Annotated in this window: 25 protein-coding genes and 1 tRNA gene; 12 read left to right on the top strand and 14 right to left on the bottom strand. The window is 69.5% G+C overall.

The window, feature by feature from the left end; translation table 11 throughout:
• Window positions 1-74: 74 nt before the first annotated feature.
• The 3 genes from ACWCRB_RS03840 to ACWCRB_RS03830 form a co-directional block, all read right to left on the bottom strand.
• On the bottom strand, window positions 75-503 hold the full coding sequence (locus tag ACWCRB_RS03840) for a pyridoxamine 5'-phosphate oxidase family protein (RefSeq protein ID WP_450994474.1): 429 nt from the start codon (window positions 501-503) through the stop codon (window positions 75-77).
• Between the two features lie 218 nt (window positions 504-721).
• Window positions 722-1,078, bottom strand: coding sequence for a hypothetical protein (locus ACWCRB_RS03835; protein ID WP_235478307.1), 357 nt, complete (start codon window positions 1,076-1,078; stop codon window positions 722-724).
• Between the two features lie 121 nt (window positions 1,079-1,199).
• The gene (locus ACWCRB_RS03830; RefSeq protein ID WP_450994469.1) at window positions 1,200-3,545 is read right to left on the bottom strand and encodes an immune inhibitor A domain-containing protein; all 2,346 of its coding nucleotides are present in this window, start codon (window positions 3,543-3,545) and stop codon (window positions 1,200-1,202) included.
• 424 nt (window positions 3,546-3,969) lie between these two features.
• On the opposite strand from ACWCRB_RS03830, the gene ACWCRB_RS03825 reads away from it, so the two are divergent.
• The gene (locus ACWCRB_RS03825) at window positions 3,970-4,272 is read left to right on the top strand and encodes a hypothetical protein (RefSeq protein ID WP_450994468.1); all 303 of its coding nucleotides are present in this window, start codon (window positions 3,970-3,972) and stop codon (window positions 4,270-4,272) included.
• An 81-nt stretch (window positions 4,273-4,353) separates the two neighbouring features.
• Here the strand turns inward: ACWCRB_RS03825 and ACWCRB_RS03820 are convergent, their stop codons facing one another.
• Entirely contained in the window at window positions 4,354-5,016 is a 663-nt protein-coding gene (locus ACWCRB_RS03820; protein WP_450994467.1) for an RDD family protein, read from the bottom strand.
• Between the two features lie 110 nt (window positions 5,017-5,126).
• A complete protein-coding gene (locus ACWCRB_RS03815; protein WP_450994466.1) occupies window positions 5,127-6,584 on the bottom strand; it encodes an RDD family protein in 1,458 nt (485 codons plus the stop codon).
• 299 nt (window positions 6,585-6,883) lie between these two features.
• Between ACWCRB_RS03815 and ACWCRB_RS03810 the strand changes: the two genes are divergently transcribed.
• Window positions 6,884-7,357 carry an SsgA family sporulation/cell division regulator gene (locus tag ACWCRB_RS03810; protein WP_105974374.1) on the top strand — a complete coding sequence of 158 codons (474 nt, stop codon included), beginning with the start codon at window positions 6,884-6,886 and terminating at the stop codon, window positions 7,355-7,357.
• 17 nt (window positions 7,358-7,374) lie between these two features.
• Here ACWCRB_RS03810 and ACWCRB_RS03805 read toward each other — a convergent pair whose 3' ends face one another.
• A complete protein-coding gene (locus ACWCRB_RS03805) occupies window positions 7,375-8,781 on the bottom strand; it encodes an FAD-binding oxidoreductase (RefSeq protein ID WP_450994465.1) in 1,407 nt (468 codons plus the stop codon).
• 92 nt (window positions 8,782-8,873) lie between these two features.
• Between ACWCRB_RS03805 and ACWCRB_RS03800 the strand changes: the two genes are divergently transcribed.
• The gene (locus ACWCRB_RS03800) at window positions 8,874-10,271 is read left to right on the top strand and encodes a tetratricopeptide repeat protein (protein ID WP_450994464.1); all 1,398 of its coding nucleotides are present in this window, start codon (window positions 8,874-8,876) and stop codon (window positions 10,269-10,271) included.
• 31 nt (window positions 10,272-10,302) lie between these two features.
• Here the strand turns inward: ACWCRB_RS03800 and hppD are convergent, their stop codons facing one another.
• Window positions 10,303-11,448 (bottom strand): 4-hydroxyphenylpyruvate dioxygenase, encoded by a 1,146-nt coding sequence (hppD, locus tag ACWCRB_RS03795; RefSeq protein WP_450994463.1) that lies wholly within the window; start codon window positions 11,446-11,448, stop codon window positions 10,303-10,305.
• Between the two features lie 137 nt (window positions 11,449-11,585).
• Between hppD and ACWCRB_RS03790 the strand changes: the two genes are divergently transcribed.
• The 7 genes from ACWCRB_RS03790 to ACWCRB_RS03760 all read left to right on the top strand — a co-directional run bounded on the left by ACWCRB_RS03790 (window position 11,586) and on the right by ACWCRB_RS03760 (window position 16,748).
• Window positions 11,586-12,062: an Lrp/AsnC family transcriptional regulator gene (locus tag ACWCRB_RS03790; protein WP_450994462.1), complete on the top strand. Its 477-nt coding sequence runs from the start codon at window positions 11,586-11,588 to the stop codon at window positions 12,060-12,062.
• Window positions 12,063-12,089: 27 nt separating this feature from the next.
• Window positions 12,090-12,737: an ABC transporter permease gene (locus tag ACWCRB_RS03785; protein WP_450994461.1), complete on the top strand. Its 648-nt coding sequence runs from the start codon at window positions 12,090-12,092 to the stop codon at window positions 12,735-12,737.
• Window positions 12,730-13,977 carry a betaine/proline/choline family ABC transporter ATP-binding protein gene (locus ACWCRB_RS03780; RefSeq protein WP_450994460.1) on the top strand — a complete coding sequence of 416 codons (1,248 nt, stop codon included), beginning with the start codon at window positions 12,730-12,732 and terminating at the stop codon, window positions 13,975-13,977. Before ACWCRB_RS03785 ends, ACWCRB_RS03780 begins: the two co-directional genes overlap by 8 nt.
• On the top strand, window positions 13,974-14,855 hold the full coding sequence (locus ACWCRB_RS03775; RefSeq protein WP_450994459.1) for an ABC transporter permease: 882 nt from the start codon (window positions 13,974-13,976) through the stop codon (window positions 14,853-14,855). Before ACWCRB_RS03780 ends, ACWCRB_RS03775 begins: the two co-directional genes overlap by 4 nt.
• An 89-nt stretch (window positions 14,856-14,944) precedes the next feature.
• Window positions 14,945-15,826: a glycine betaine ABC transporter substrate-binding protein gene (locus tag ACWCRB_RS03770; RefSeq protein WP_450994473.1), complete on the top strand. Its 882-nt coding sequence runs from the start codon at window positions 14,945-14,947 to the stop codon at window positions 15,824-15,826.
• 105 nt (window positions 15,827-15,931) lie between these two features.
• A complete protein-coding gene (locus ACWCRB_RS03765; protein WP_450994458.1) occupies window positions 15,932-16,543 on the top strand; it encodes an ArsR/SmtB family transcription factor in 612 nt (203 codons plus the stop codon).
• Window positions 16,544-16,556: 13 nt separating this feature from the next.
• Window positions 16,557-16,748, top strand: coding sequence for a hypothetical protein (locus ACWCRB_RS03760; RefSeq protein ID WP_450994457.1), 192 nt, complete (start codon window positions 16,557-16,559; stop codon window positions 16,746-16,748).
• 309 nt (window positions 16,749-17,057) lie between these two features.
• On the opposite strand, the gene ACWCRB_RS03755 is transcribed toward ACWCRB_RS03760, so the two are convergent.
• Window positions 17,058-18,101, bottom strand: coding sequence for a LacI family DNA-binding transcriptional regulator (locus ACWCRB_RS03755; protein ID WP_450994456.1), 1,044 nt, complete (start codon window positions 18,099-18,101; stop codon window positions 17,058-17,060).
• Between the two features lie 258 nt (window positions 18,102-18,359).
• On the opposite strand from ACWCRB_RS03755, the gene ACWCRB_RS03750 reads away from it, so the two are divergent.
• Complete coding sequence (locus tag ACWCRB_RS03750; RefSeq protein ID WP_450994455.1) at window positions 18,360-20,099, top strand: RICIN domain-containing protein; 1,740 nt, start codon at window positions 18,360-18,362, stop codon at window positions 20,097-20,099.
• A 123-nt stretch (window positions 20,100-20,222) separates the two neighbouring features.
• On the opposite strand, the gene ACWCRB_RS03745 is transcribed toward ACWCRB_RS03750, so the two are convergent.
• The 6 genes from ACWCRB_RS03745 to ACWCRB_RS03720 form a co-directional block, all read right to left on the bottom strand.
• On the bottom strand, window positions 20,223-21,014 hold the full coding sequence (locus tag ACWCRB_RS03745; protein WP_450994454.1) for a S16 family serine protease: 792 nt from the start codon (window positions 21,012-21,014) through the stop codon (window positions 20,223-20,225).
• A 92-nt stretch (window positions 21,015-21,106) separates the two neighbouring features.
• The gene (locus ACWCRB_RS03740) at window positions 21,107-21,748 is read right to left on the bottom strand and encodes an IclR family transcriptional regulator (RefSeq protein ID WP_105974336.1); all 642 of its coding nucleotides are present in this window, start codon (window positions 21,746-21,748) and stop codon (window positions 21,107-21,109) included.
• 327 nt (window positions 21,749-22,075) lie between these two features.
• Window positions 22,076-23,887 (bottom strand): DEAD/DEAH box helicase, encoded by a 1,812-nt coding sequence (locus ACWCRB_RS03735; RefSeq protein ID WP_450994453.1) that lies wholly within the window; start codon window positions 23,885-23,887, stop codon window positions 22,076-22,078.
• Window positions 23,888-24,068: 181 nt separating this feature from the next.
• Window positions 24,069-24,437: a type II toxin-antitoxin system death-on-curing family toxin gene (locus tag ACWCRB_RS03730; RefSeq protein ID WP_450994452.1), complete on the bottom strand. Its 369-nt coding sequence runs from the start codon at window positions 24,435-24,437 to the stop codon at window positions 24,069-24,071.
• On the bottom strand, window positions 24,437-24,634 hold the full coding sequence (locus ACWCRB_RS03725; protein WP_450994451.1) for a hypothetical protein: 198 nt from the start codon (window positions 24,632-24,634) through the stop codon (window positions 24,437-24,439). The genes ACWCRB_RS03730 and ACWCRB_RS03725 overlap by 1 nt, the downstream gene beginning before the upstream one ends.
• 32 nt (window positions 24,635-24,666) lie before the next feature.
• Window positions 24,667-26,133, bottom strand: coding sequence for an MFS transporter (locus ACWCRB_RS03720; protein ID WP_450994450.1), 1,467 nt, complete (start codon window positions 26,131-26,133; stop codon window positions 24,667-24,669).
• Window positions 26,134-26,370: 237 nt separating this feature from the next.
• On the opposite strand from ACWCRB_RS03720, the gene ACWCRB_RS03715 reads away from it, so the two are divergent.
• Window positions 26,371-26,445: transfer RNA gene (locus ACWCRB_RS03715), tRNA-Cys, on the top strand.
• The last annotated feature ends 157 nt before the right edge of the window (window positions 26,446-26,602 follow it).

Below are 26,602 nucleotides of genomic sequence, written 5' to 3'. Positions count from 1 at the left end.
GACGAGGGGGGCGCAGCCCCCAGGGATGGGAACGGGTAGGGGCGGCGGGGGCGAAAAAACCAACGACCCCCGATTCAGTCGCCCCGGACCAGCCACTTGCCGTCGCGCATCAGGTCCCGGTTCCGCATCTCGGCGACCGTTCCCCAGGCCTGGATCAGATCCGGGGTGACCTGGAACCAGACGTACGAGGCGTGGTCCTCGCGCGGGTCCCAGCCGTCCTTCGCCGTGAAGGCGTCGCCCACCCCGGACGGCAGCTCCTCGCGGGACAGTACGCGAGCCGTGCCGTGCATCAGGACCACGTCCCGGGTGTGGCCGAAGCAGAGGCGCACCCGGCCCGAGGCGATCAGGTTGCGGCCGGTCGGGTTGGTGTCGCGGGTGGCCAGCCACACCGCCTCGCCGTCCCACCAGAAGGCGAGCGGCACGAGGGTCGGCTCGCCGGTGGCGTCGGCCGTGGCGACCCATACGTCGATGTCCCTGTCGAGGCGCTCCAGCGCCTCACGCATGCGCTGCTCGATACCGCGGGGTCCGGTGGGTCCGGTGGGTCCGGTGGGTCCGGTGGGTCCGGTGGGGGGAGCGTCAGCTTCTGCCGTCATACGGCGAGGGTATGGGCGTACGCCGGGCGGTCACATCCGGCGGTGGGACTAGGTCCAGGGACGGAGGGACGGAGGGACGGAGACATCCAGACACCCAGGCACCCAGGCACCCAGGCACCCAGGCACCCTCACGCCCGCGCCGCCGGCCTCCGCAGCAGCGACCTGATCGGATGCCACAGTTCCGTCCGCTCCAGTGCCGTCGGCGGGACGCTGTTGTCCGGGGCCGTGCGCCATATCAGGCCGTCGGGGTGGTGGAGGACGGCCGTGATCTCGTCGGGAGTGGGCGGGGCCGCGTTGCCCCGGAGGTAGACCGCTCGCAGGCCCAGGTTGCGCAGCCGGGTCAGGGCCCGGGCGCGGTTCTGGGCCAGGACCAGGACGCGTACGCCGGGCGGGCCGACCGCCGTGGTCGGGGCGGTGGGGCTGGGCAGGTTCAGCGCCACCACCACGCTGCCACTGGGCAGCTTGCAGAAACCTCCTGCGGCCATGCGGTCAACCCCCCGTGGGACTCGGTGTCAATAAGAAAGCCACAGGAGGCACCTAAACACGATCGGCCGCGACCCGCCAGGGGGTCACGGCCGATCATGGTTTGACCTGCGGTTATGTGGATTACTTCACTGCGGGGCCCACCTGGACCGAGATCGTGGAGCCGTCGGAGGCCTCCTTGACGATCTTGATCTTGGTGTTGGTGTCAGTGACGTTCACACCCGCGAGCGGGGTCGCCGCGTCGTAGTACGTGGAGGTGTGGTCGTTGAAGGTCGACACGCCCTTCTGGGAGGCGACCTTCGTGAGCACGTCCGCCTTGTGGAGCTTGAGGGCGTCCGTGCGGGACAGGCTGAACGGGGAGTCGTAGGACTGGATGCGGCTGCGCATCAGCGTGCCGTCAGCCCACTTCAGCGGGGTCGGGTGCGCGTCCACCGGGAGGACCAGGCCGACACCCGGGTGCTGGGTGACGTTGTTGTCCTTCTGGGAGGTGTCCCACTTCCAGATCAGCAGACCGTTCTGGTACGGGAAGTGCTCGACCCACGACGGACGGGTCGTCGAGAAGCCGAAGTTGTACGGGCCGACCTTGAGGGTCTTGTCGTACGACACGTACTGGCGGTTCTCGGCGATGTAGTACTGCGGGTAGTCGTCCGTGATGCCCGCGCCGATGCGCGAGAAGCCCTTCGTCGTCCAGGCCGCGTCCGCGCTCTCCGCGTCGTCGGAGAAGACCGTCGCGCCGTCCGCGGTGACCGTGATCTCGTCGGCCGTGAAGCCCTTCTGGGAGACACCGCCGTCCGAGGTGTAGCGGAAGCGCAGGGTGAACTCCTGGCCCGCGTAGGCGTCCAGGGGGTACGACAGCTTCTTGTACGCGTCGACCGTGCCCGTGAGCGCCGGCTTGCCGCTGCCGTCGCGCGGGATGGCAGCGCCGTCGACCGTGCCGTCGAGGGGCGTGAAGGTGGCGCCGCCGTCGGTGGAGACCTCGGTGTAGAGGTAGTCGTAGTCGGCCTCGATGTCGTACCAGCCGTCCAGGGTCAGGGTGGCCGAGGACTTGCCGGTGAGGTCGACCGAACGGGTCAGCGTGTTGGAGAGGTTGTTGTCGCTGCCGCTCCACCACTGGGTCGCGCCCTGCGCCGGGGTGACGACCTCGGTGGTGACCGTCTTGTTCGGCAGCTCGACGATCAGCGCCTGCGCGTTCTTGGTGTTGTACTCGGCGACGCCCAGCTTGTGGCTGGACTTCGTCGCGGCCTTCGCCGTGTCGTAGTCGAGCCAGCCCAGCTGGAGCTTGTCCCAGGCGGTCATGTCACCGGGCAGGTTGCCGATGTTGTCGCCGCCGGTGCCGAGCCACGAACCGGACGACATCAGCGTCCAGAACCCGGTCGAGTTCTCACCGGTGTTGGTGGTGTCGTAGTGGTCCGGCAGACCGAGGTCGTGGCCGAACTCGTGGGCGAAGACGCCGAGTCCGCCGTTCTCCGGCTGGATCGTGTAGTCGCCGACCCAGATGCCGGTGTCGCCGATCTGCGCGCCGCCGAGCAGGTTGCCCGAGGGGCCGGTCGAACCGGCGTCGGTGCCGAACGCGTACCAGCGGTGCGCCCAGATGGCGTCCTCGCCCTGTGCGCCGCCGCCCGCGGACTCGTCCTCACCGGCGTGCACGATCTGGAAGTGGTCGATGTAGCCGTCGGACTCGTTGAAGTCGCCGTCACCGTCGAAGTCGTAACGGTCCCACTGGTCGTACTCGGCCAGCTGCGCCTTGATCTCCGCGTCGGTCGCGCCTGCCGCCTCCTGCGCCGCGACCCATGCGGTGACACCGTCCTGAACGGCGTACCAGGCACCGTCGTTGGCCAGGTTGGAGCCGTAACGGGCCTCGTTGTAGGGGACCTTGACCCAGTCCGAGACCGTGCCCTCGACCGAGTAGCGGCCCGAGGACTGCTTCTCGTAGTACTTCTTCATCGACTCGACGTTCTTGCCGGTGCCGAAGTAAAGCTCCTGGAAGTGCTCGGTGTTGTAGTCCGCCTGCCAGGCCGTGCTGTTGTCCTGCGTGCGGTCCGGCTCGGCTATCTCGTTGTGGAGCGGGCCGACCGTGCCGCCGTAGCGGCTGTCTATCTGGTCGCCGAACTCGACCAGGATGGTGAAGATCTTGTCGGTCTTCTCCCGGCCCAGTTCGACGTACTTGCCCTTGCCCTTGCCGCTCTTGAGCTGCACGACCTGCGAGCCGTCACGGTTCTTGGCCGTGGCCTCGCCGGAGATGACCTGGTTGAGGGCTTCCTCGCGCTGGGCCTCCTGGGTCTTGCTGAGCGGGCCGTCGAGGTCGTGCTCCTGCTCGGCGTGCTGCTGCTCCGCCGGGTCGTGCCGGTTGAGCGCCGCCGCGGCGCCCGAGTCCGCCTGCGCGATGGCGTAGGTGGAGAAGGTGGCGGCGGCTGTGGCGAGTGCCACGCCGACGGCCGCCGTTCTGAACGTCCAGGGTCTGCTGGTCACTTGAGGGTCCTCCCCCGCGTCCGTCCGCGCGGATGGGGGGTTCCCGGTTCGGAATCTGTCCGCGCGCGGTATACGCGTGTAGTCAAGTGACGCAATTTGACTAGAGGTTGAGGAGAAAAGACAGACCTTGACTTGAGCAGGTCAATTGCATTATGCGGAGATGACCTGCGCCTTGTGTTCGCTATACGGACATCAGGGGCACGTCCGATCTGTCGCCCAACCGGCGCGCGGGCGCGTCCAATTGATGGACGCCATGACTCCGTGCGCCCCCTGTGCTCCGGAGCCGTGGGTTAGGTCACGCTTACTGCGCGTTCCACTCGGGCATGCACGCGATTAGAGTCGGTCGGCGGAACGCCGGATGTCCGGTGGAAAACCAGGCCGACACGCTCCCCTCACCCCCGAATCCAACGAGGACTCGATTGCCATGCCTCGTCCGACTCGTCTGACTCGTCCGACCGCGCCGCGTCCGACCGCCGCACAACTCGCCTACGGTTCGTGCACCGTGATCCTCTCGACGCTCGCCATGCTGCTGCTGTCTCAGACGAGTTCGGGCCCGGGGGTCGTACTGATCGCCCTCGTGGGACTCGTCCTGGGGCTGCTCGTCGCCATGACCGTGCCCCGCCCCAAGCAGTCCCGGGCGACCTCACAGGTCGTCGCCTCGTCGGCCGCCCCGGCGGCTCCGCGCGAACGCGTCCCGGTGCAGGCCTCCTCGGTGCACCAGGACTGAACCACCCCGTACGGAAACGGCGGTTGGGCGAGCCTGCGTCATGCAGACCCGCCCAACCGCCGTTTCCGTCCCCGGGGTTGGTCAACCCGTGCTGACCACCACCGTCTTGGCCGCCTTGTCGTGCAGCCCCTGCTTGTACGGCTTGTCGAAGAAGCTCCAACCGCCCGCGATCGCCGTCCAGATGCAGGCGCAGCAGAACGCGAACGGGATCCACAGCACGAGCGACCGGATGAGCAGAGTCTGCACGGAGGGCGTGGAGCCGTTGTCGAGGTTGGCCACCCGGAGCCCGAGCCACTTCTTGCCGAGGGTCTGCCCGGTCCGGGACATCATGATCGTGTCGTACGCGATGTAGAGCACGGCGGCGATGAGCGACTGGCCGAGCGAGCGGCCGTACTCGATCTTGTCGCTGTCGACCTCGTACTCGTTGACGTTGAAGCCCCAGGTGAGCAGCCAGACGACGATCCCGACGAGGATCATGTCGATGATCCGCGCGAGCACGCGCCGCCCGCTGTCGGCGAGGGGCGGCATGCCCGCGAGGGGGTCACCGGCCCCGCCGTACGGATCACCGCCGCCGGCTCCGTACGGCGAACCGGCTCCGCCGCCGTACGGCGAGCCGCCGCCGGCCGGACCTGAGCTGCCGTACGGATCGCCTGCGCCGTACGACGGAGGCGGCTGCTGCTTCCTGAACGGGTCGTCGTCTTCCGGTGGCTGCTGACCGGCGCCGGGGGGCGGTTCGCTGCTCATGGCCCGAGTCGACCGCGAACCGCCGGGCTCCGCATCCGGCGAGCGGCCGTCCGGGGTACCGAATCCGGTGAGTCGTACGCCGTACCCGGCCGCCCTCTATCTGTACGGGCTCAGCCCGCGACGAACGTGTGCGCCGCCTTGTCGTGCCAGCACTGGCGCCACGGGCGGTCGAACAGGCACCACAGGACGCCCACGACGCCGATGCCGAGGAGTCCGGGGACGCCGTAGACGAGCCAGCGGCGCAGGGCCAGGCCGAACGACGGGGGCTCGTGACCCTCGATGTCCCGGACCTCAAGGCCGACCAGCTTCTTGCCGAGGGTGCGGCCCCACTTGGCGGTGGGCCACGCCTCGGACAGGATCCCGGCGAGCAGCAGTACGGCGATCACGATGCCCAGGTACAGCCCGGTCGTGCCGTCCAGCAGCCATACGGTCACGGTCTCACCGGAGAGCTTGGCCGCGTCGATCTTGCCGGTGATGTGGTCGACGGCCATGGTGCCCAGCGGTACGGCGGCCGTGGCGGTGAGGGCGCCGAGGACCAGCGTGTCCACGAGCCGTGCCACGAGCCGCTTGCCGAGGCCCGCCGGACGGGCCGACGCCTGTCTGCGGGCGGCGGCCTGGAACACGTCCTCGACGGGCGGCTTCCAGGGCGCGAGGCGCGGTTCTCCGCCCTCCTCGGGCGCGGCCAGGCGGCCCACCTGCTGGGCCCAGGAGGGCTGGCCGCCGCCGACGCCGGGGGCCATGGGCGCACCGGCGCCGGGACTGTTCTGCTGGGGGACGGCCGGGGTCGCGGGCAGCAGGGCGGGGTTGGCGCCCTGGGCCGCGGCGGCGCGGGCGGCCGCGGCCTTGCCGGCGCCGAAGCCACCGGAACCGGACGCGGGCGCGGGTGCCGTGACCGGGCCCTGCGCGCCCCCCGGCGAGCCCGTGCTCCCCGGCTGCGCGCCGTCGGCCCCGCCCTCGCGCTCCGTGCGCGGGGAGAGCGCACGGAAGGTCATGGTGCTCTCGGAGGGGACGGGGCCACGGGTGCCGGGAACGCCTCCCTCCGCGCCACCGCCTCCGACTGCGGCCGGTCCGGGGGTGGGCCGGCGGAACACGAACGTGCCCGACTCGGGCACGTCACCGGTGTCCGGCTCGGCGGGCGGGATGGTCGCCGTGCCGTCCGTACGGGCAGAGCGCCCGTCCGGCTGGGCCGGGGGCTCGTTCGTCACCCGGGGGTCGGCCGCCGGGGAGCCCCAGGAGACCTGGCGGTCCCGGTTTCCGCCGAAGCCGGACTGGTGGGAGCGGTCGGCGCCCCAGGCGGACGCCGGTTCGGGCCGGCTGCCGTGCTGGGCCTCCGCGGGGGTCGCCCGGCGCGGCTCGGCGGCCTGCGACTGCGGCTCCTCGTCGAAGAAGTGCGGCCCGGTCTCCTCGACCCGCGCCACGGCCGACGCACCGTCGGACGGCGCGGGACGGCTGGTGCCCGGCACCCAGGCGGTGCCGTTCCAGAACCGGACATATCCAGGAATGGAAGGGTCCGGGTAATACCCTTCGCGGGGCCTGTCGTCACCGGGGGCCGGGGTTGGGGCGCTCATGTCCGTCGTCCCGTATCTGCTCGGGGGTCATTTGGGGTGCCCCACATCTATCAGACGGGCGCACTCATCGATGCCCCTCGTGCCCTACCTACCTCGTTCGTGACAGCTTCTGCCATCTGTCGCGACGGGTCCGCCACCGTTGGACACCGTTCGACATCGTTCGCAAGAAACATCTCCGAAAAACTTCCCGGAAACTCGCGTAATGCTGACGCCTCTGCGCCCTCTCTCCTCTTGCGGGCCCGACACGGACCCCGCACGACAGGTTCGACGAGAGAGGAAGTACCGCCATGACGCACGCCATGAACACCGTGGTGGAACGGGAACTGGAGCTGAAACTCATCCTGTCGCCGGAGCGGAGCATCCCCGTCCCGGCGCGGCTGACCTACCGCACCAACGATCCATTCGCCGTCCACATCGCCTTCCACATCAGCTCCGAGAACCCCGTGAACTGGACGTTCGCCCGCGAACTCCTGGTCGAGGGGGTGTTCCGGCCGTGCGGGCACGGTGACGTGCGCGTGTGGCCGACGAAGGTCGACGGGCGCAGCGTCGTCCTGATGGCGCTGAGTTCACCCGACGGAGACGCCCTGTTGGAGGCGCCCGCCGCTCAGGTGTCCGCGTGGCTGGAGCGCACCCTCCGGGCGGTCCCCCCGGGCTCTGAGGCCGAGCAGCTCGGTATCGACGACGGCCTCGCCGAGCTGCTCGCGCCCACCCCGGCCGACGACCTGTGGCTGCGCGACCCGTGGCCGTCGGACGAATCCCAGGACGGCGAGTGACGCGTACCGCACAGGCCTCAGAACAGCTTGCCCGGGTTGAGGATGCCCAGCGGGTCGAAGGTCGCCTTGACCGCCCGCTGCATCTCCATGCCCACGGGGCCCAGTTCGCGTGCCAGCCACTCCTTCTTGAGGATGCCGACGCCGTGCTCCCCGGTGATCGTGCCGCCGAGTTCCAGGCCGAGGGCCATGATCTCGTCGAAGGACTCGCGGGCCCGCCGGGACTCGTCGGCATCCTGGGCGTCGAAGCAGACCGTGGGGTGCGTGTTGCCGTCGCCCGCGTGGGCGCAGACCCCGATGGTCAGCTTGTACTTCTCGGCAATGCGCTCGACGCCCTCCAGCAGCTCACCGAGGCGCGACCGGGGTACGCACACGTCGTCGATCATCGTCGTGCCCTTGACCGCTTCGAGCGCGACCAGGCACAACCGCCGCGCCTGGAGGAGCAGTTCGGACTCGGCGGCGTCGTCGGCGGGGACCACCTGGGTGGCCCCGGCCGCCTCGCAGAGCGCGCCGACGGCGGCCAGGTCGGCCGCGGGGTCGAGGGTGTCGAAGGCGCAGAGCAGCAGGGCCTCGGTGGTCTCCGGCAGTCCCATGTTCGCCAGGTCGTTGACGGCCTTGACGGTCGTACGGTCCATCAGTTCGAGGAGGGACGGAACGTGACCGCCCTCCATGATCCGGCACACGGCGTCGCAGGCGGCGGACGCCGACGCGAACTCGGCGGCGAGCACCAGCTGTTGGGGCGGCTGCGGCTTCAGGGCAAGGACCGCCCGTACGACGATGCCGAGCGAGCCCTCAGAGCCGACGAACAGCCGGGTGAGGTCGTACCCGGCGACACCCTTCGCGGTCCGCCGCCCGGTGGACATGAGCCGCCCGTCGGCCAACACCACGTCCAGCCCGAGGACGTACTCGGCCGTGACCCCGTACTTCACACAGCACAGTCCGCCCGACGCGGTGCCGATGTTGCCGCCGATCGTGCACATCTCCCAGCTGGAGGGATCCGGGGGGTAGTACAGGCCGTGTTCGTTGACGGCGCGGGAGAGCGTGGCGTTGATGACGCCGGGCTCGACGACGGCGATGCGGTCGACCGGGCTGATCTCCAGGATCCGGTCCATCTTCACCAGCGACAGCACGATGCAGCCCTCGGAGGCGTTGGCCGCGCCGGACAGTCCGGTACGGGCGCCCTGCGGGACGACCGGGACGCGCAGTTCGGTGGCGACGCGCATGACGTGCTGGACCTGTTCGACCGTGCGCGGCAGTACGACCACGGCCGGGGTCCCGGCCTCGCAGAAGCTCGCCATGTCGTTCGCGTAGGCGGACGTGACGTCCGGATCGGTGAGCACCGCCTCGGCCGGCAGCTCCGCGAGCAGCCGGTCCGTGAGGTTGCCCTGGGCTTCGTCGGGTGCGGCTTGGATACGGCTCATGATCACAGCGTCGCACCCGGGGCCATCGGTGTGAACCCCGTCTGCGAGGCGCTTTCGGTACGGGAATCCGGTCGTCGTACTGACGCAGAGTGAGCGCCATGGAGATGGAGAGAGCCCGCGTTCGTGTCCTCCCGCGCCCGCTGATCGCCGCACTCGCGGGGTGTGCGGTACTCGGCGGCGCCCTGATGCTGCTGCCCCTGGACCGGCCCGACTCACCACCGGCGCCGGGTCCGGCGGCCCGCGCTGAACGGGCGGTGACCGCCGGGGCGCCCGCCGCGCTGCCCGACCTGGCGGCGCTCATCGGCGACCGTGAGGCGTTCGTACGCACCCATCCGCGTGACGGACAGGCCTGGGCGCAGCTCGGCTCGGCGTACGTGGAGCGCGGTCGGCGGACGGCGGACGCCACCGACTTCCCCAGGGCGGAACGGGCGCTGCGTACGTCGGTCAAGGTGCGCCCGGGCGGGAACGCGGAGGCGTTCGGCGGGCTGGCCGCGCTCGCGAACACCCGCCGTGACTTCCCGGCCGCCCGGAAGTGGGGCGAGGCGGCGCTGCGCGAGGCGCCGGGGCGCTGGACGTCGTACCCACCGCTGCTCGACGCGTACACCGGCCTCGGCGACTACAAGGCGGTGCAGCGAACGCTGGAGCGGCTGCAGGGGCTGCGTTCCGGAGCGGCCGTGCCGGCGGTGATGGCGGAGGCGGCGGGCGTGTACCGGGACCAGGGGCGACGCGAGGACGCACAGGCGGCGCTCGCGGACGCGGCGGCACGGGCCACGACCCCGGCCGAGGAGGCCGAATGGCAGTACCGGGCGGGCGAGTTGGCCTGGGAGCGCGGCGAACCGACCGCCGCCCTGGACCACTTCGAGGCCGCCCTGCGCCTCGACCCCGGCCTGGGCTCCGCACGGGCGGGCGAGGGACGGGCGTTGGCGGCCCTGGGACGGCCGACGGAGGCGGTGACCGCCTACCGCACGGCCCTCGGCGAGCAGCCGTCTCCCCAATACGCGCTGGAGCTGGGCGAGTTGTACGAGTCCCTGGGGCAACAGGAAGAAGCACGTGCGCAGTACGGCGTACTGCGGGCCCGGGTCGCGAAGGAGCAAGCCGCCGGTGTGGACGGTGAGTTGCTGCTCGGGCGGTTCGAGGCGGACCACGGGGACGCGGAGTCGGCCGTACGGCGGCTGCGGGCGGAGTGGGCACGGCAGCCGGGCCTCGATGTCGCGGACGCGCTGGGCTGGGCGTTGCACCGGGCGGGGAAGGGCGAGTTGGCGCTCGGCTGGGCGAAGCGGGCCACCGACAAGGAGCACGGCGGCGAGGTGCGCAGCGCGCTGTACTCGTACCACCGGGGCATGATCGAGCGGGAGTTGGGGCTGGCGGGGCCCGCGCGCAGGCATCTGGAGGAGGCGCTGCGGATCAACCCGTACTTCTCGCCGGCGGGGGTGCCGGCGGCGAGGGAGGCGTTGGCGGCGCTGGGCGAGCCCGTGGCATCGGGCCCGCCCAACTGACCACCGGTATCCGCTGGTTGGAGGTTGCCGATTACAGGTTGCCGCGCTTGTCCTGCTCCCGTTCGATCGCCTCGAAGAGGGCCTTGAAGTTGCCCTTGCCGAAGCCCATCGAGCCGTGCCGTTCGATGATCTCGAAGAAGACCGTCGGGCGGTCCTGGACCGGCTTGGTGAAGATCTGGAGCAGATAGCCGTCCTCGTCGCGGTCGGCGAGGATCTTCAGCTCGCGGAGGGTGTCGACGGGGACGCGGGTGTCGCCGACCCACTCCCCCAGGGTGTCGTAGTACGAGTCGGGCGTGTCCAGGAACTGGACCCCGGCCGCCCGCATGGTCCGTACGGTCTCGACGATGTCGCCCGAGTTGAGGGCGATGTGCTGGACGCCCGCGCCGCCGTAGAACTCCAGGTACTCGTCGATCTGGGACTTCTTCTTGGCGATGGCGGGCTCGTTGATCGGGAACTTGACCTTCAGGGTGCCGTCGGCGACGACCTTCGACATCAGCGCGCTGTACTCGGTGGCGATGTCGTCGCCCACGAACTCCTTCATGTTCGTGAAGCCCATGACCTTGTTGTAGAAGCCGACCCATTCGTTCATGTGGCCGAGTTCGACGTTGCCCACGCAGTGGTCGATCGCCTGGAAGGTGCGCCGGGCGGGCGGTTCGACGAGGGGGGCCGCGGCGGCGAACCCCGGGAGGTACGGGCCGTCGTACCCCGTGCGCTCGACGAGGGTGTGGCGGGTCTGGCCGTACGTGGCGATGGCGGCGAGTACGACGGTGCCGTGCTCGTCCTTCAGCTCGTACGGCTCGGCCAGCGAGCGGGCCCCGTGGCCGACGGCGTACTCGTACGCGGCACGGGCGTCCGGGACCTCGATGGCGAGGTCGACGACGCCGTCGCCGTGCTCGGCCACATGTCCGGCCAGGAAGTGGCCCCAGGGGGTGGCGGGCTTGACGACCGAGGTGAAGACGAACCGGGCGGAGCCGTTCTCCAGGACGTACGACGCCGTCTCGCGGCTGCCCGTCTCCGGTCCGGAGTAGGCGACGAGCCGCATGCCGAAGGCCGTGGAGTAGTAGTGCGCGGCCTGTTTGGCGTTGCCCACGGCGAAGACGACCGCGTCCATTCCCTTGACCGGGAAGGGGTCTGCCTGCCGGGCGGTGTCGGGAGTGTGGTGTGTGGTCTGCGTCATAGGTGAAGCGTCGCCCCGGGCTCGCAAGATGCGCAACAGTTTGCACTGTGGCTGGACATTCTGCTCAGCTGTGGGCCCGTACATCCGGGCTTTCTGTACAGGATGACCATCCGCTCGAAGGACTTCGGGAGGCCGCTGTGACGATCGACGAACTCGACGGGCGGATCATCGTGCTGCTCGCGCGGGAGCCGCGGATCGGTGTGCTGGAGATGTCCCGGCGGCTGGGAGTGGCGCGGGGGACGGCGCAGGCGCGGCTCGACCGGCTTCAGTCGAATGGCGTCATCCGGGGGTTCGGGCCGCAGGTGGACCCGGCGGCCCTCGGCTACCCGGTCACCGCCTTCGCGACGCTCCAGATCCGGCAGGGGCAAGGGCCGGACGTACGGGCCCACTTGGCGTCCGTGCCGGAGGTGCTGGAGCTGCACACGACCACCGGCAGCGGGGACATGCTGTGCCGACTCGTGGCCCGCTCGAACGCCGATCTCCAGCGGGTGATCGACCGGGTCGTCGGTTTTGATGGCATCGACCGGGCCGCCACGGCGATCGTCATGGAGAACCCCGTTCCGCTGCGGATCATCCCGCTGGTGGAGCAGGCGGCCCTGGAGGACAGCGACTGAACCGGGACCGGCTGAAGGGTGATGGCGGTGAACTTCTGGGAGTACCTCGGAAACCGCCATCAGCAGCTGCTCACCGACGCGTTCCAGCACGCCAGCGCCGTCTTCCAGTGCATGGTCGTGGCGACGGTCATCGGGATCACGCTCGGTGTCGTCACCTACCGCAGCGAGTGGGCGGGCAACCTCGCGACCACGGCGACGTCGACGATCCTGACGATCCCGTCCCTCGCGATGATCGGCCTGCTGATCCCCATCGTGGGCCTGGGGGTGCCGCCGACGGTCATCGCGCTCACCCTCTACGGCCTCCTCCCGATCGTGCGCAACGCGATCGTGGGCCTGCGCGGGGTCGACCCGTCGCTCGTCGACGCGGCGAGGGGCATCGGGATGTCCCGGGTGGCGCAGCTGGCCCGGGTGGAACTGCCACTGGCCTGGCCGCCGATCCTGACCGGTATCCGGGTCTCGACGCAGATGCTGATGGGCATCGCGGCCATCGCCGCATACGCGTCCGGACCGGGGCTCGGCAACGAGATCTTCCGGGGCATCGCCTCGCTGGGCAGCAAGAACGCCCTGAACCAGGTGCTCGCCGGCACGCTGGGGATCATCGTGCTCGCGCTGCTGTTCGACGCGGCGTACGTGCTCGTCGGGCGGCTGACGATTCCTAGGGGGATCCGTGTCTGAGACCAGTTCCCATGGGGCCACCATCGAGCTGGAGGGTCTGACCAAGCGCTATCCGGGCAGTGACCGGCCCGCCGTGGACAACGTCTCGATGGAGATCAAGGCAGGCGAGACCGTGATCTTCGTGGGCCCGTCGGGCTGCGGGAAGTCGACGACACTCAAGATGATCAACCGGCTGATCGAGCCGAGCGGCGGCCGGATCCGCATCGGCGGCGAGGACGTCACCGACATGGACCCGGTGAAGCTACGCCGCAGGATCGGGTACGCGATCCAGTCGTCCGGGCTCTTCCCGCACATGACGGTCGCCCAGAACATCGCGCTCGTCCCGAGGATGACGGGCTGGCCGACGGGACGGATCAAGTCGCGGGTGGAGGAGATGCTCGACCTGGTCGGCCTGGACCCCGGCGAGTTCCACGACCGCTATCCGCGTCAGCTGTCCGGCGGTCAGCAGCAACGAGTGGGCGTGGCAAGGGCGTTGGCGGCCGATCCGCCGGTCCTGCTGATGGACGAGCCGTTCGGTGCCGTCGACCCGATCACCCGGGACCACCTCCAGGACGAGCTGATCCGGCTCCAGCACGAACTGCACAAGACGATCGTCTTCGTGACGCACGACTTCGACGAGGCGATCAAGCTGGGCGACCGGATCGCGGTCCTGCGCGAACGCTCGCACATCGCCCAGTTCGACACCCCGGAGGCGATCCTCACCAACCCCGCCGACGACTTCGTGTCCGGGTTCGTGGGCGCGGGGGCGGCCCTGAAACGGCTGAACCTCACCCGCGTACGAAATGTGGAGATCACCGACTACCCGACGGTGGCCGTCGACGACCCGCTCCAGGACATCTTCAACAAGCTCCGGTCCAGCGGTACGAACGAGATCCTGCTGCTCGACAAGCGGCGCCGCCCGTACAAGTGGCTGCGGCGGGGCGACCTGATGCGGGCCAGGGGTTCGCTGGCGCGCGCCGGGACGCTGGTCTCCGACACGGTGACCCGGGACGCGACCCTGCGGGACGCGCTGGAGGCGGTGCTGACGGACAACGCGGGGCGGGTCGCGGTGACCGGGCGGCGCGGTGAGTACGAGGGCGTTGTCGACATGGAGACGCTGATGAACTCCGTGCACGAACTCCTGGATGCCGACCGGCTGGAGGCGGTGGAGGCGCAGCACGACCTGGAGACGGCACGGACGGACCTGACGCATGCCGAGCAGGAAGGGGACGGGGAACGAGGAGGGGTGGTGAAGGCGTGACCACTCCGACGGTGGACCCGGAGACGGAGGAAGAAGGAGCGGGAGGTGAGGGAGGCGAGGTCGGGGGAGAGGAGGCGGTAGCGGGACCGGGTCTCGGCGGGACTCCGGCAGCCACTTCCCCGTCCATCAAGTCCCGTACGGCCAGACCGAGTTGGCAGAAGCTGACGATCCTGCCCGGTGTCCTGGTCCTCGTGCTGCTCGCGACCTGGCTGTGGTTCCGGCAGGCCGACCTGGACCCGATCTCCGAGAACGCGCTGTCCAACGGGCAGGTGTCGAAGGCCCTTTGGCAGCACATCGAACTGACGGCGATCTCCACGTTCTTCGTGCTGGTCATCGCGATCCCGCTGGGCATCCTGCTCACACGGAGGGCGTTCCGGCGGGCGACCCCGGTGGTGATGACGGTCGCCAACATGGGTCAGGCGACCCCGGCGATCGGCCTGTTGGCACTGCTGGTGATCTGGCTGGGCATCGGCCGGAAGTCGGCGCTGATCGGGATCGTGGCGTACGCGGTGCTGCCCGTCCTGTCGAACACCATCGCCGGCCTCAAGGCCAACGACCCGACGCTCCTGGAGGCGGCTCGCGGCATCGGCATGTCGTCGTCGTGGGTGCTGGCCCGGGTCGAACTCCCGCTGGCGGTACCGCTGATCCTCGCGGGCGTGCGGACGGCGCTCGTCCTGAACGTGGGCACGGCGACACTGGCCACGTTCGGCGGGGGCGGTGGACTGGGGGTGCTGATCACGACCGGGATCACCAACCAGCGTATGCCGGTGCTGATGCTGGGCTCGATCCTGACCGTCGTACTGGCGCTGCTGGTGGACTGGCTGGCCTCGCTGGCCGAACTACTGCTGCGGCCACGGGGGTTGGAGGCGGGGACGTGAGGCGGCGCAGGCGGGCTTGGCCGGCTGTGGCCGGCTGCGTGCTCCTCGCGGCACTTGCGCCCGGCTGCGGCCTGACCAGCGGTTCGCCGATGGTCGACGACGTCGAACCGGGCTCGATCGGCAAGGGGAAGCCGTTGAAGGGCGCCCAACTGACGGTGACGTCCAAGTCGTTCACCGAGAACCTGATCCTCGGCGCGATGATGGGCATCGCCTTCGAGGCGGCGGGCGCGGACGTGCTCGACCGTACGGGCATCCAGGGTTCGTTCGGTGCGCGCGAGGCGGTGAAGAAGGGCGACGCGGACGGCATGTACGAGTACACGGGCACCGCGTGGATCACGTACCAGGGCAACAGCGAACCGATCGCCGACCCGCACGAGCAGTGGAAGGCGGTACGGGACGCGGACCTGAAGAACGGACTGACGTGGCTGTCCCCGTCGGCGCTGAACAACACCTACGCGCTGGCGATGAACCAGTCGAATTTCAAGCAGTTCGGCACGAAGACACTGTCGGCGGTGGCCGAGCTGGCGGCGACCCGCCCGAAGGCGGTGACGCTGTGCGTGGAGGGCGAGTTCGCCAACCGCGCGGACGGACTGCCGGGCATGGAGAAGGCGTACGGCATGAGCCTGCCCGCAGGGAACATCACGCAGATGGACACCGGGATCATCTACACGCAGGCGGCGAAGGGGAGTTGCGTGTACGGGGAGGTCTTCACGACGGACGGCCGCATCAAGTCGATGGGCTTGGCGGTGATGGCGGACGACCGGAAGTTCTTCCCCAACTACAACGCGGCCCCCGAGATCAACTCGAAGACCCTGAAGAAGTGGCCGGCGATCACGAAGATCCTCGACCCGGTGACGGCGAAACTGACGAACGCGGTGGCACAGGAGCTGAACGCCAAGGTGGATGTGGAGGGGGAGGATCCGCATCAGGTGGCGTTGGACTGGATGCGGGCGGAGGGGTTTGTGAAGTAGGCCTGTGGAGTAGGCCCACTCTCCACAAAGGAGTGGTTGCAATACAAAGGAGTGGTTGCAAAGAAACCCTTGCAACCACTCCTTTGCAAGGCTACCTTTGTAAGCATGCCGGAGCAGCCCGAAGACCCGATCCCCCCGACTCCCCCGACCCCCCAGGTAGTCGAACTCGACGCCCGCTCGCTGCGTGGTCTCGCCCATCCGCTGCGGATGCAGTTGCTGACCACGCTGCGGCGCAGCGGACCCGCCACCGCGTCCCAACTGGCCGCGAAACTGGGCGAGTCGAGCGGCGCGACCAGCTACCACCTGAGGCAGCTCGCCGCGCACGGCTTCATCGAGGACGCGCCCGAGCACGGCAAGGGCCGGGAACGCTGGTGGCGGGCGGCGCACGAGGGCGTGCGGTTCAACGACGCCCTGCACAGGGACCCCGACCCGGCCGTCCGTGGCGCCGCCGACCTGTTCATCCACGAGGTCGCGAACGCCCACACCCAGGAGATCTCGACCTGGCTGGGCAACCCGAACGACTGGTCCGAGGCATGGCGGAGTTCGTCGGACCTGAGCGACATGACGCTACGGCTGACACCCGAGACCGCCCTGGACCTGATCCACCGTATGCACGAACTCGTCGACAGCTACCGCGCCCAGGCCCCGGCCGAGGGCACCCCGGAAGCGGAGACGGTACGCGTCCACACCCACGTCTTCCCGACCCACACGACCTGAGAGGCCGCGCCCGATGAACCCCGCCGAGCCCTACCTCGCCCTCCACCACCTCCGAGCCGCCGACCTCCGAGCCGAGGCCGACGCCCACCGCCTCGCCGCCACGGCCAAGCCCCCTACGCGGGACCTGCGCACGAGGGTCGGCTGGACCCTCGTAGAAATCGGCCTGCGCCTGGCCTCGTCACCGCCGAAGCCGCAGCTCGCGTAAGCAGGCGCGGCCCCAGTTCGCCAGCGCCCCCGATGGGGCCGCAGGCCCCTCCAGGGGCGCGAGGAACTGCGCAACCAGCCCCCACCGGCCCGCAGCAAACCACCAACCCCTCACCGCACTCCCCGACGGGGCCGCAGGCCCCTCCAGGGGCGCGAGGAACTGCGCCACCAGCCACGACGGCGCCGCAGCAAACCACCAACCCCTCACCGGACTCCCCGATGGGGCCGCAGGCCCCTCCAGGGGCGCGGGGAACTGCGCGACCGGCCCCCACCGGCCCGCAGCAAACCGACAACCCCCTCCACGGCACCCTCAGCCCACCCGAGGCCGCCCACTCGACTCCCGCACCACCAACGGCGGATCCACCTCACGCAGAACCCGCTCCGCTGACCCCGGGTTCGCAATCTCCTCCACCAGCAACCCAACCCCCTCCGTCGCCACCGCGTCGAAGTCCTGCGCCACCGTAGTCAGCGCGGGCTGCTGGAAACGGGCGGCCGGAATGTCGTCCATCCCCACGACGCTCACCTCGTCCGGAACCCGCCGCCCCCGCTCGTGCAACGCCCTGACCAGGCCGATCGCCATATCGTCGTTCGCGACGAACACGGCGGTCATCGCCGAGTCATCCGCCAGCCGCAGCCCCGCCTCGTACCCGCTCGCGCACGACCAGTCCCCCGCGACGGGCTCGGCCACGGGCAGGCCGGCCTCGGTCAGCGCCGAGCGCCAGCCGTCCGCGCGGTCGCGGGACGCCCACCACTGGGCCGGCCCCGAGACATGCCGGATCTCGGTGTGCCCGAGGTCGATGAGGTGCCGCGTCGCCACGTACCCGCTGCGGTCCGACTTCTCCGCCGAGCGGATGCGCCGCGCCGCGACGAGCCCCGGAAAGCGCCCGATGGTGAGGATGGGCACGTCCAGCCAGACCTTGACCGGGCTGCCCTCGTCGATCGCCTCCGACAGCACGATGCCGTCGACGCCCTGTTCGAGGAGGCTGTCGATGGCCTCGGCGGTGCTGTGTTCGTCGTCCTCGGTGGTGTGGGCGACGCTGACCGAGTAGCCGAGCCGGCGCGCCGAGCGCTCTATGGCGACGAGCATGGTCGTGGGTCCGTAGAGGCGGGCGCCCAGGGAGATGACCCCCAGCCGCCGACTGCGGCCCGAAGTCAGGCTGCGCGCCGCGCCGTTGGGGCGGTACCCGAGCTGCTGCGCCGCCCGCAGGACACGCGTGCGCAGCTCCTCACGGACGTACGGCTCGTTGTTCATGACCCGCGAGACCGTCTTCTGGGAGACACCGGCGAGGCGCGCGACATCGGAACTCGTCGCCGGGGCCCGCGAGATGCCGTCACGACCTTGAGTACCGGCCACTGAAGCCCCTTCCTCACCGGATGCGTCACCGTATGCGTCGTCGGACTGCGCTGTCAGAGAAACGTCGAAATCAGTGTACGACTATTGACGCTACCTGGATCGGAGCCACAGACTCCGGCCTGACTACGCAGTCACAAATGGACTCGGTACAGAGCGACCGGAGGGGCAATGCGGAGCAGGCAGAGAACGCAGAGTAGACGAAAGCCGACCAAGGCGCTGGGGAGTCTCGTCGCGGCGGCCGCGCTGCTGGCGGTACCCATGGCGAGTGCGCAGGCCTACAACCCGACGGGCGGGATCCTCTACCAGCTCGGGAACGAGCCGTGCCTGAAGGACCGCGGCAACTGCGCGATCTACCCGAAGTCGGCGCAGCTGCCGAGCGGGCGGCTGGTCGCGGCGTTCGAGAAGGCCACCGTCGTGACGGCGACCGGCAGCGCCGACCGGGAGACCCTCCCGGTCTACAAGAGCGACGACCACGGAACGTCGTGGCAGCCCCTGTCGGAGGTCAAGGCACCGGCGTACCTCTCCAGCGACCCCCAGTACGCCAAATACAAGAGCAACTGGACGAACCCCTACCTGTACGCCCTCCCCCAGGACGTCGGCGACCTCAAGGCGGGCACGCTGCTCCTCGCGAGTGTCGTGTCGGGCGACGACGCCTACTACAAGGAGCACAAGGCGGCCGACCCGAACTGGACGCCGTCCAACGACGGCGACCGCAGCGACATCGCGATCGCCCTGTACTCCAGCGTGGACGACGGAGTGACCTGGAAGGTCGAGAACGTCGTCGCAACAGGCGGCTGGCAGGGCGGCAGCGCGGGCGCGGTCGGCCAGAACATCGCCGCCGCGAACACGAACCGGCAGGTGGACCCCCTCTGGGAGCCGTACCTGATGGTCCACAAGGGCAAGCTCGTCTGCTACTACTCGGACGAGAACGACTACACCGGCTTCAACGCGAGCACCGGCGTCCCGACGCTGGACCCCGCCAACGACACCGCCACGGACTCGCACGGCCAGATCCTCGCCCACAAGACGTGGAACGGCCGCGCTGCGACGCCGTGGAGCGCTCCCGTCGTCGACGTGGCGGGACTGACCGACAACATGGGCGGCGGCAAGACGGAGATCGGCGGCGGGCGGCCGGGCATGGCGAACGTCGTGCGGACGACGGACGGCAAGTGGATGCTCCCGTTCGAGTACTGGGGCGGCGGAGCCAACACCCGGTACGTGATCGCCGACAACCCGCTGGAGTTCTACAAGGGCTCCGCCACCGGCACCGACGTCGGCTCTCTGCCGGTCGACACCGGCTCCCGTCCGCTCACAAGGAACGGCAGCCCGGTCATCATCCAGCTTCCTGGTGGGCGGCTGGTCTACAACGCGGCCGGCAGCGGCAGCGTCTGGGTCAACGAGAGCGGGCGCAGCGACGGCCGCTGGAAGGAGTACCAGACGACGTCGCCGGGTGCGTACAGCCGCAACCTGCAGTACGTGGAGGGCACCGGCCGCGTCGCGATCCTCAACAACCAGGGCACCTCGACACTGGCGTTCGCGGAGGTCGACCTGGGGCAGTCGGCGGGCGCCTACTACCAGTTGGTCAACCGCAGGACCGACCAGGTGATCGGCACGGGCAACCACACGAACGACGCGAACCTCGGCAACGGCGACGTGCCCGACGTGGCACTGGAGGCGCCGGGCTCAGCGGCCGACCCGGACACCCAGTACTGGCACGTGGTGACCGAACCGAACGGCGGCACGACACTCCTGAACAAGTCCGGCGGCCGCGCGGCAGCCATCTGGACCGGCAACGCGACGGCCGGCCAGCGGATCGGCCAGTGGGTCGACAACAGCGCCACGGGCACCTGGAACCTCATCAAGACGGACGACGGCTTCTACAAACTGCAGTCGGTGAAGAACCCGAACCTGTACCTGACGGGAGCGACCGCCGGATCCCCGTTGACGCTGCAGAACGCGACAACGGACGGCTCGCAGGACTGGGAGCTGGTGAGGTAGAGGGGAGATGGGGCTGGGGGCCTGTCCGAACAGAACTGGCGAACGCGGGTTGCGGTGATCCCCTCAGGGGCGCGGGGAACTGCGCGACAAGCCCCCACCGGCCCGCAGCCGAAAAGCCGACCGCTAACAACTCGGCACAGACCCCCGCCCCGTCTCCAACGCCACCAACGCCCCAACCGCCCCCTTGAGCGTAGTAACCGGAATCAGCCGAAGCCCCTTGGGCAACTCCGACTCCGCATCCGAACACTCCGCCTCAGGCACCAGAAAAACAGTCGCCCCATCCCGCCGAGCAGCCTGCGTCTTCAACGCGACACCCCCCACCGCGCCAACAGTCCCATCCGCGTCAATGGTCCCCGTACCCGCGATGGACCGCCCCCCAGTCAGGTCACCCCCCGCACCGTCACCGTCCAGCTTGTCCACGATCCCCAGCGAAAACAGCAACCCCGCACTGGGCCCACCGACATCGGAAAGCTTGAGCGAGACCTTGACCTTGCCGGAGTCCACGTCCAGATACTTCAGCGCCGCCTCGGCCGCAGCGTCCTGCGACTCCTTCATCTCGGCCGCGTTGTGCTCCTCGATCTCCTTGGTGCTGTCACCGCTCGGATAGACCGAGTCGCGCGGCATCACGGCCTGATCGGTGGAGAACCAACCATCAAGTACGTCACCGAGGCTCACGTGGGTGTCAGGACCGGTCGCCTCGATGGTCGTCATCCGCAGCTCACCGCGCGTCTCGCGGACCGTCGCGCCGGTGATGGTGATGACCGGGTCGCCGTCGTTGTCGCCGAGAACGTTCGCCGTCATCCCGGGCTGCGCCAAGGCGAACGGCAACGGCGCGAACGCGGCCGTCGCGAGCAGGGCCACGACGGGCAGGGCACAGACGGCGACGGCCCGGGGGCGCGTGAGGCGAGAGAGCACGGGGTCAATCTAACGTGGGGCCGAGTTCAGGCCAGGGGCGGCCGTCCTACCGCGGTCCCCCGACGGGACCTGCCGATCCCCCGGCGGGACCCTCAGCGCAGGGCCTCGGACACTTCCCGAGCCGCGTCCATGACCCGGGGCCCCACCCGCTCGGGCACCGCGTCGGCGAGCATGACGACCCCCACGCTCCCCTCGACGCCCGTCACGCCGATCAGCGGAGCCGCCGCCCCGCTCGCGCCGGCCTCCAGCTCGCCGTGGGTGAGGGTGTACCCGGGGTCGGTGGCGGGCTGCTGCCGGGCGGAGAGGATGGCCTTGCCAGCCGCGCCGCGCTCCAGGGGGTGGCGGAACCCGGCCCGGTACGCCACGTGGTAGTCGGTCCAGGTCGGCTCGACGACGGCCACGGCGAGCGCCTCCGTCCCGTCGACGAGGGTCAGATGGGCGGTGGCGCCTATGTCCTCGGCCAGCGACCTGAGCGCGGGCAGCGCGGCTTCCCGTACGAGGGGATGCACCTGACGCCCCAGCCTCAGCACTCCCAGCCCCACCCTCGCCCGGCCGCCCAGGTCACGGCGTACGAGGGCGTGCTGTTCCAGGGTGGCCAGCAGCCGGTACACGACGGTCCGGTTGACGCCGAGCCGGGTCGACAGTTCGGTGACGGTCAGACCGTGGTCGGTGTCGGCGAGCAGCTTGAGGACGCGCAGTCCCCGGTCGAGCGTCTGGGAGGTCTCCGCGGTCACGACGCCCACTCCTTCACGTGGTGAGGTCGGCAGCCTCCTGACGACGGGTGCGTCGCCGGTCCCGTGGGCGACGCGTGTCAGAGGCGGCCGATCGGCGCGGCCCGGGCTCTCCCGGACACGGTCGCTTCACGACTGCGCTCCGCGGCGGCGCTGCCACGGGGCGTGTGCGTGTCGGGGACATTAGCGAAGGCGGTTCGCTCAGCGGAAGGCTACGTCCAGAATCCGGTCACTCCGCGATACGGACTACTGCGCTTCCTCCCGATATGCACAGCGTGTGTACGACCGCACACGCCCCCTCACCGGACGCGCCGGGCAGCGGTGAGGTGATCACCGCATCCGCGTGGCCCACTCCTGCACTTTGGCGATGCGCTGTCGCAACTGTCCCGCGGTGGCCTCCGCACTCGGCGGCCCACCGCAGACGCGCCGCAGCTCGGTGTGGATCACCCCGTGCGGTTTGCCGCTCTGATGCACATACGCGCCGACCATGGTGTTGAGCTGCTTACGCAGTTCGAGCATCTCCTTGTGAGAGACCACAGGCCGCCGCTCAGCGGGCAACTCCAGAAGATCGGCCTCGTCGTCCGGCTTCTTACGGCTGTGCGCGATCTGCCGAGCCTGCCGCTTCTGGAGGAGAAGCTGCACCTGATCGGGTTCGAGCAGCCCCGGGATCCCGAGGTAGTCCTGCTCCTCCTCGCTCCCCGGGTGGGCCTGCATCCCGAACTCGGCGCCGTCGTACAGCACCCGGTCGAAGACGGCGTCGGACTCCAGCGCCTCGAAGGAGAACTGCTCCTGCTCCCCGGTGTCCTCGTCCTCCTCCCGGTTCGCCTCCTCCATCTCCTTCTCGGATTCGGCGTACGGGTCCTCCTCGCCCTCCTTCTTGGGCTTGTCGAGGGCGTGGTCGCGCTCGACCTCCATCTCGTTGGCGAAGGTGAGGAGGTCGGGGACGGTCGGCAGGAACACGGACGCGGTCTCGCCACGCCGCCGGGACCGCACGAAACGCCCGACGGCCTGGGCGAAGAAGAGGGGGGTGGAGATGGTGGTGGCGTAAACCCCAACAGCCAGCCGAGGCACGTCGACGCCTTCCGACACCATCCGTACGGCGACCATCCAGCGGGAGTCGTTGTTGGCGAACTCGTCGATACGGTCGGAGGCGCCGGAGTCGTCGGAGAGGACGACGGTGGCCCTGGTCCCGGTGATGTCGCGAATCAACTTGGCGTAGGCGCGGGCGGACTCCTGATCGGAGGCGATGACGAGGGCCCCGGCGTCCGGGATGCCCTTCCGTACCTCGGTCAGCCGCTTGTCGGCGGCGCGCAGCACGCTCGGCATCCACTCACCGCGCGGATCGAGCGCGGTACGCCAGGCCTGCGAGATGGCGTCCTTGGTCATCGGCTCACCGAGCCGGGCGGCGATTTCATCCCCCGCCTTGGTCCGCCACCGCATCTGCCCGCTGTAGGAGAGGAAGATGACGGGCCGGACGACATGGTCGGCGAGCGCGTTCCCGTACCCGTAGGTGTAGTCGGCGGAGGACCGCCGAATCCCGTCGTTCCCTTCCTCGTACGTGACAAAGGGAATGGGATTGGTGTCGGACCGGAAGGGCGTACCGGTGAGCGCGAGCCGCCGGGTGGCGGGCTCGAAGGCTTCGAGGCAGGCCTCACCCCAGGACTTGGAGTCACCGGCGTGGTGGATCTCGTCGAGAATGACAAGGGTCTTCCGCTGCTCGCAGCGATTGCGGTGCAGCATGGGCCGCACGCCAACCCCCGCGTACGTCACGGCGACGCCCTGATACTCCTTGCTGAGCGGCCCGGCGCTGTACTCGGGATCGAGCTTGATCCCTATCCGCGCCGCCGCCTCGGCCCACTGCTTCTTCAGATGCTCGGTGGGCGCGACCACGGTCACCTGCTGCACGACATGGTGGTGCAGCAGCCAGGAGGCGAGCGTCAGCGCGAACGTCGTCTTGCCGGCGCCGGGTGTGGCGACGGCGAGAAAGTCACGCGGCTGCTCGTGGAGATATCTCTCCATCGCCCCCTGCTGCCAGGCACGCAGCTTGCTGGCGGTACCCCAGGGGGCACGGCCCGGGAAGGCGGGCGAGAGGTGATGGTTCGAGGCGGTGGCGGTGGCAGCGCTGGCGGCGGTGGTAGTCACGGTCTCCGGGGGTGGTGGGTCGGGCGGCTCGGCGGCGGTTGCAGCTACGGCTACAGCGGGAAGGCTGGGGCTGGAGCTACGTATGACAACCGGGCCACCCTACCGGCGGCCCGGTGCTGTCAACGTGCGTACGACGCGGGGTCACCCCGGGATGGGACTCAGCTCACAACGTCCGTAAGGGTCAGCGCGCGAAGCGCGGCAACTGGGTTGCGATCGTCGGCACGTCCAGGGCGCCTTGGCAGACATCGAGGACGAACGCCTCGGCCTTGTCCACGTCGAACTCCGGGTTCAGTGGGTGGCCGTTCATGTGCAGGAAGACCCAGGTCGCGTACCAGGCGATGCGCTTGTTCCCGTCGATGAGGGCGTGGTTGCGGGCGAGGGACTCCATCAGCGCCGCGGCCTTCTGCCAGACGTCCGGATAGGCGTCCTGCCCGAACACGCTCGACTGAGGGCGCGCGAGGGCCGAGTCCAGGAGCCCGAAATCGCGCACGTCATCAGCCCCAAGCCGCTTCGCGAGGTTCAGCAACTCGGGCAACGTGAGGTAGTGCATCAGGCGAGCCTCCGGTTCAGCTCGGCGCTGGCCTTCAGTACGTGGTCGGCGGCCTCGTTGAACAGTCTCGAATGCTCATTTATGGCCTCGATCACGGCGTCGTGCGCGAACGCCTGCATGCTGCGCCCCTCCGCTGCCGCACGTTCGCGCAGCGCGTCGAGCTCATCGTCCGTAAACCGCAGATTCAGTCCAGCCATGCCACAACGGTACTACGCGGTACCAGATGGTGTCACCGCGATTCTGCGCGCACCCGCGTAGTCACCCAGGCCCCCACCAACGCCACCCCCGCCATAGGCAGAAACACGACGGCGAAGGCGGCCGGATGGGAACCCCCGGCCGAGGCGTCGGAGGCATGAGCCACCGTCCCCCCACCCAGCGCGGCGAAAGCCGCACCCCCACCAGCCAGCAACAAGACATTGGACAGCCCGTCGGAGATCTGCAGAGAAGCGGAGTTGGCGCCGGCCTCCTCGGGAGCGGAGAGATGAAGCAACAAAACACTGGTACTGGCGATGACGAGCCCCATCCCGAAGCACCCGAAGGCCCACACCACCGCAAGGGTCCACACCGGCACGGCATCAATAAGCACGGCGGGCGCCCCGGCGATCGACGCGGCGACGAGAACCATCCCGAACGTCATCAGCCGCTCCCGATACGGCTCCATCCGCGCCCGAGCCTGCACGGACGACCCCAACGCCCACGTAACACCCCCCGCGGCGAGCGAGAACCCGGCGAACGTCGGCGACAGCCCCCGCTGGGTGACGAGCATCAACGGAATGAAGGACTCGGCGGCGATGAAGGACCCCGCGGCCACCCCACGCAACAACACAACGGACGGCAACCCGCGAGCGGCCCGATAGGTCCCGCGAGGAAGCAGCCCAAGCACGGCGGGCACGAGCAACGAGACGCCCAGAAGCCCCGGAAGAAGGGAGACCCACCGCAAATCCTGGGCGGCGTACTGAAGCAGCCCGGCACCGAGCGAAATCCCGCAGGCAAGCCGAATCCGCCGCCGGTCCCCCGCCTCGTCCCGCTTCCCCTCCTTCACAGCCCCACCAGCAAGCCGCCGTATCTGAGGCAGAGCAAGAGCGAGCGGAAACACAACAAGCACAGGAATCCCGACGAACACCCACCGCCACCCGAGCTGCTCGGTGACGGCACCGGCAGCAAGAGGCCCGACAACGGACGGCACAACCCAACTGGCGGCAAAGGCAGCCATGATCGAGGCCCGCAACCGCTCCGGATAAGCCCGCCCGACAACCACATACAGGGAAACGATCACCAGCCCACCCCCGAGCCCCTGCACGGCCCGCCCGGCGATGAACAGCCACATGACCCCGGCGGTCCCGGACAACAACAACCCGGCGGCAAAGGCGGCGATACCCGTGGTGAGCGCCCCCAGCGGCCCCTTCCGATCCGACCACTGCCCGGCAAGCACCATCCCGAACAGACTGGTCGTGAAGTACCCGGAGAAGGCGAACGCGTACAGCGACACCCCGTCCAGCTCCCGAGCCGCGACGGGCATGGCGGTCCCCACGGCAGTCGCCTCAAAGGCGATCAGCAGCACGACGGAGACAATCCCAACACTGAGCGCCCGATAGGAACGCCCGAGCACCCCCTCACCAGGTAGGGCAGCCAAGGGAGCATCCGCGTCGACGCTGTCGGTGGCGACGCCGGTGTCGCCCGATTCCAGTGAGGTCATGCAGGCCAGCGTAAGGGCCATCCCCGGCCTTGACCCCTGTCGGAGGTAGGGCCCGACCCGAGACCTTGGACGTACGCCCCCGGTCCGCCGACCCCCGGTTCATGAACGGCGTATGGCAGTCCCATTGCGGCCCGCCCGACTCCCTTGCCCCTCCCCGCACCCCACCTCTACGGTCGAGTAACGAAGTTCGGAACGGACCGGAACGCAGACACACTGCGCCCACTCCGCTCCCAGCCCGGCCGTGTGCCCGAGTGGTTTAGGGACTCGCCTGCAAAGCGAGTTACGCGGGTTCGATTCCCGCCACGGCCTCCAAGACAGGGTCTGACCAGGATGTTCCTCGGCCAGACAGACTCCCCCCAGGGCTGTGACACCCAGTCCGAACAGGGCTACGTAAGTCGCTTGGTCCACTCGGGCTCACCTAGCCCCGTCCAGGCGTTCCTGCGGCGCTTCACCCCCGAAGCCCCCACAC

The organism is Streptomyces sp. NPDC002156, from assembly GCF_053593675.1.
The sequence above is the reverse complement of the archived record's forward strand: the minus strand, read 5'-3'. Positions and strand labels throughout refer to the sequence as shown.

What these genes read in the sequence shown, in the direction of transcription:
- ACWCRB_RS03840 (WP_450994474.1), bottom strand. Translation starts at nt 503, where the DNA reads ATGCGTGAGGCGCTGGAGCGCCTCGACAGGGACATCGACGTATGGGTC.
- ACWCRB_RS03835 (WP_235478307.1), bottom strand. Translation starts at nt 1,078, where the DNA reads ATGGCCGCAGGAGGTTTCTGCAAGCTGCCCAGTGGCAGCGTGGTGGTG.
- ACWCRB_RS03825 (WP_450994468.1), top strand. Translation starts at nt 3,970, where the DNA reads ATGCCTCGTCCGACTCGTCTGACTCGTCCGACCGCGCCGCGTCCGACC.
- ACWCRB_RS03820 (WP_450994467.1), bottom strand. Translation starts at nt 5,016, where the DNA reads ATGAGCAGCGAACCGCCCCCCGGCGCCGGTCAGCAGCCACCGGAAGAC.
- ACWCRB_RS03815 (WP_450994466.1), bottom strand. Translation starts at nt 6,584, where the DNA reads ATGAGCGCCCCAACCCCGGCCCCCGGTGACGACAGGCCCCGCGAAGGG.
- ACWCRB_RS03810 (WP_105974374.1), top strand. Translation starts at nt 6,884, where the DNA reads ATGAACACCGTGGTGGAACGGGAACTGGAGCTGAAACTCATCCTGTCG.
- ACWCRB_RS03800 (WP_450994464.1), top strand. Translation starts at nt 8,874, where the DNA reads ATGGAGATGGAGAGAGCCCGCGTTCGTGTCCTCCCGCGCCCGCTGATC.
- hppD (WP_450994463.1), bottom strand. Translation starts at nt 11,448, where the DNA reads ATGACGCAGACCACACACCACACTCCCGACACCGCCCGGCAGGCAGAC.
- ACWCRB_RS03770 (WP_450994473.1), top strand. Translation starts at nt 14,945, where the DNA reads ATGGTCGACGACGTCGAACCGGGCTCGATCGGCAAGGGGAAGCCGTTG.
- ACWCRB_RS03765 (WP_450994458.1), top strand. Translation starts at nt 15,932, where the DNA reads ATGCCGGAGCAGCCCGAAGACCCGATCCCCCCGACTCCCCCGACCCCC.
- ACWCRB_RS03760 (WP_450994457.1), top strand. Translation starts at nt 16,557, where the DNA reads ATGAACCCCGCCGAGCCCTACCTCGCCCTCCACCACCTCCGAGCCGCC.
- ACWCRB_RS03750 (WP_450994455.1), top strand. Translation starts at nt 18,360, where the DNA reads ATGGCGAGTGCGCAGGCCTACAACCCGACGGGCGGGATCCTCTACCAG.
- ACWCRB_RS03730 (WP_450994452.1), bottom strand. Translation starts at nt 24,437, where the DNA reads ATGCACTACCTCACGTTGCCCGAGTTGCTGAACCTCGCGAAGCGGCTT.
- ACWCRB_RS03725 (WP_450994451.1), bottom strand. Translation starts at nt 24,634, where the DNA reads ATGGCTGGACTGAATCTGCGGTTTACGGACGATGAGCTCGACGCGCTG.
- ACWCRB_RS03720 (WP_450994450.1), bottom strand. Translation starts at nt 26,133, where the DNA reads ATGACCTCACTGGAATCGGGCGACACCGGCGTCGCCACCGACAGCGTC.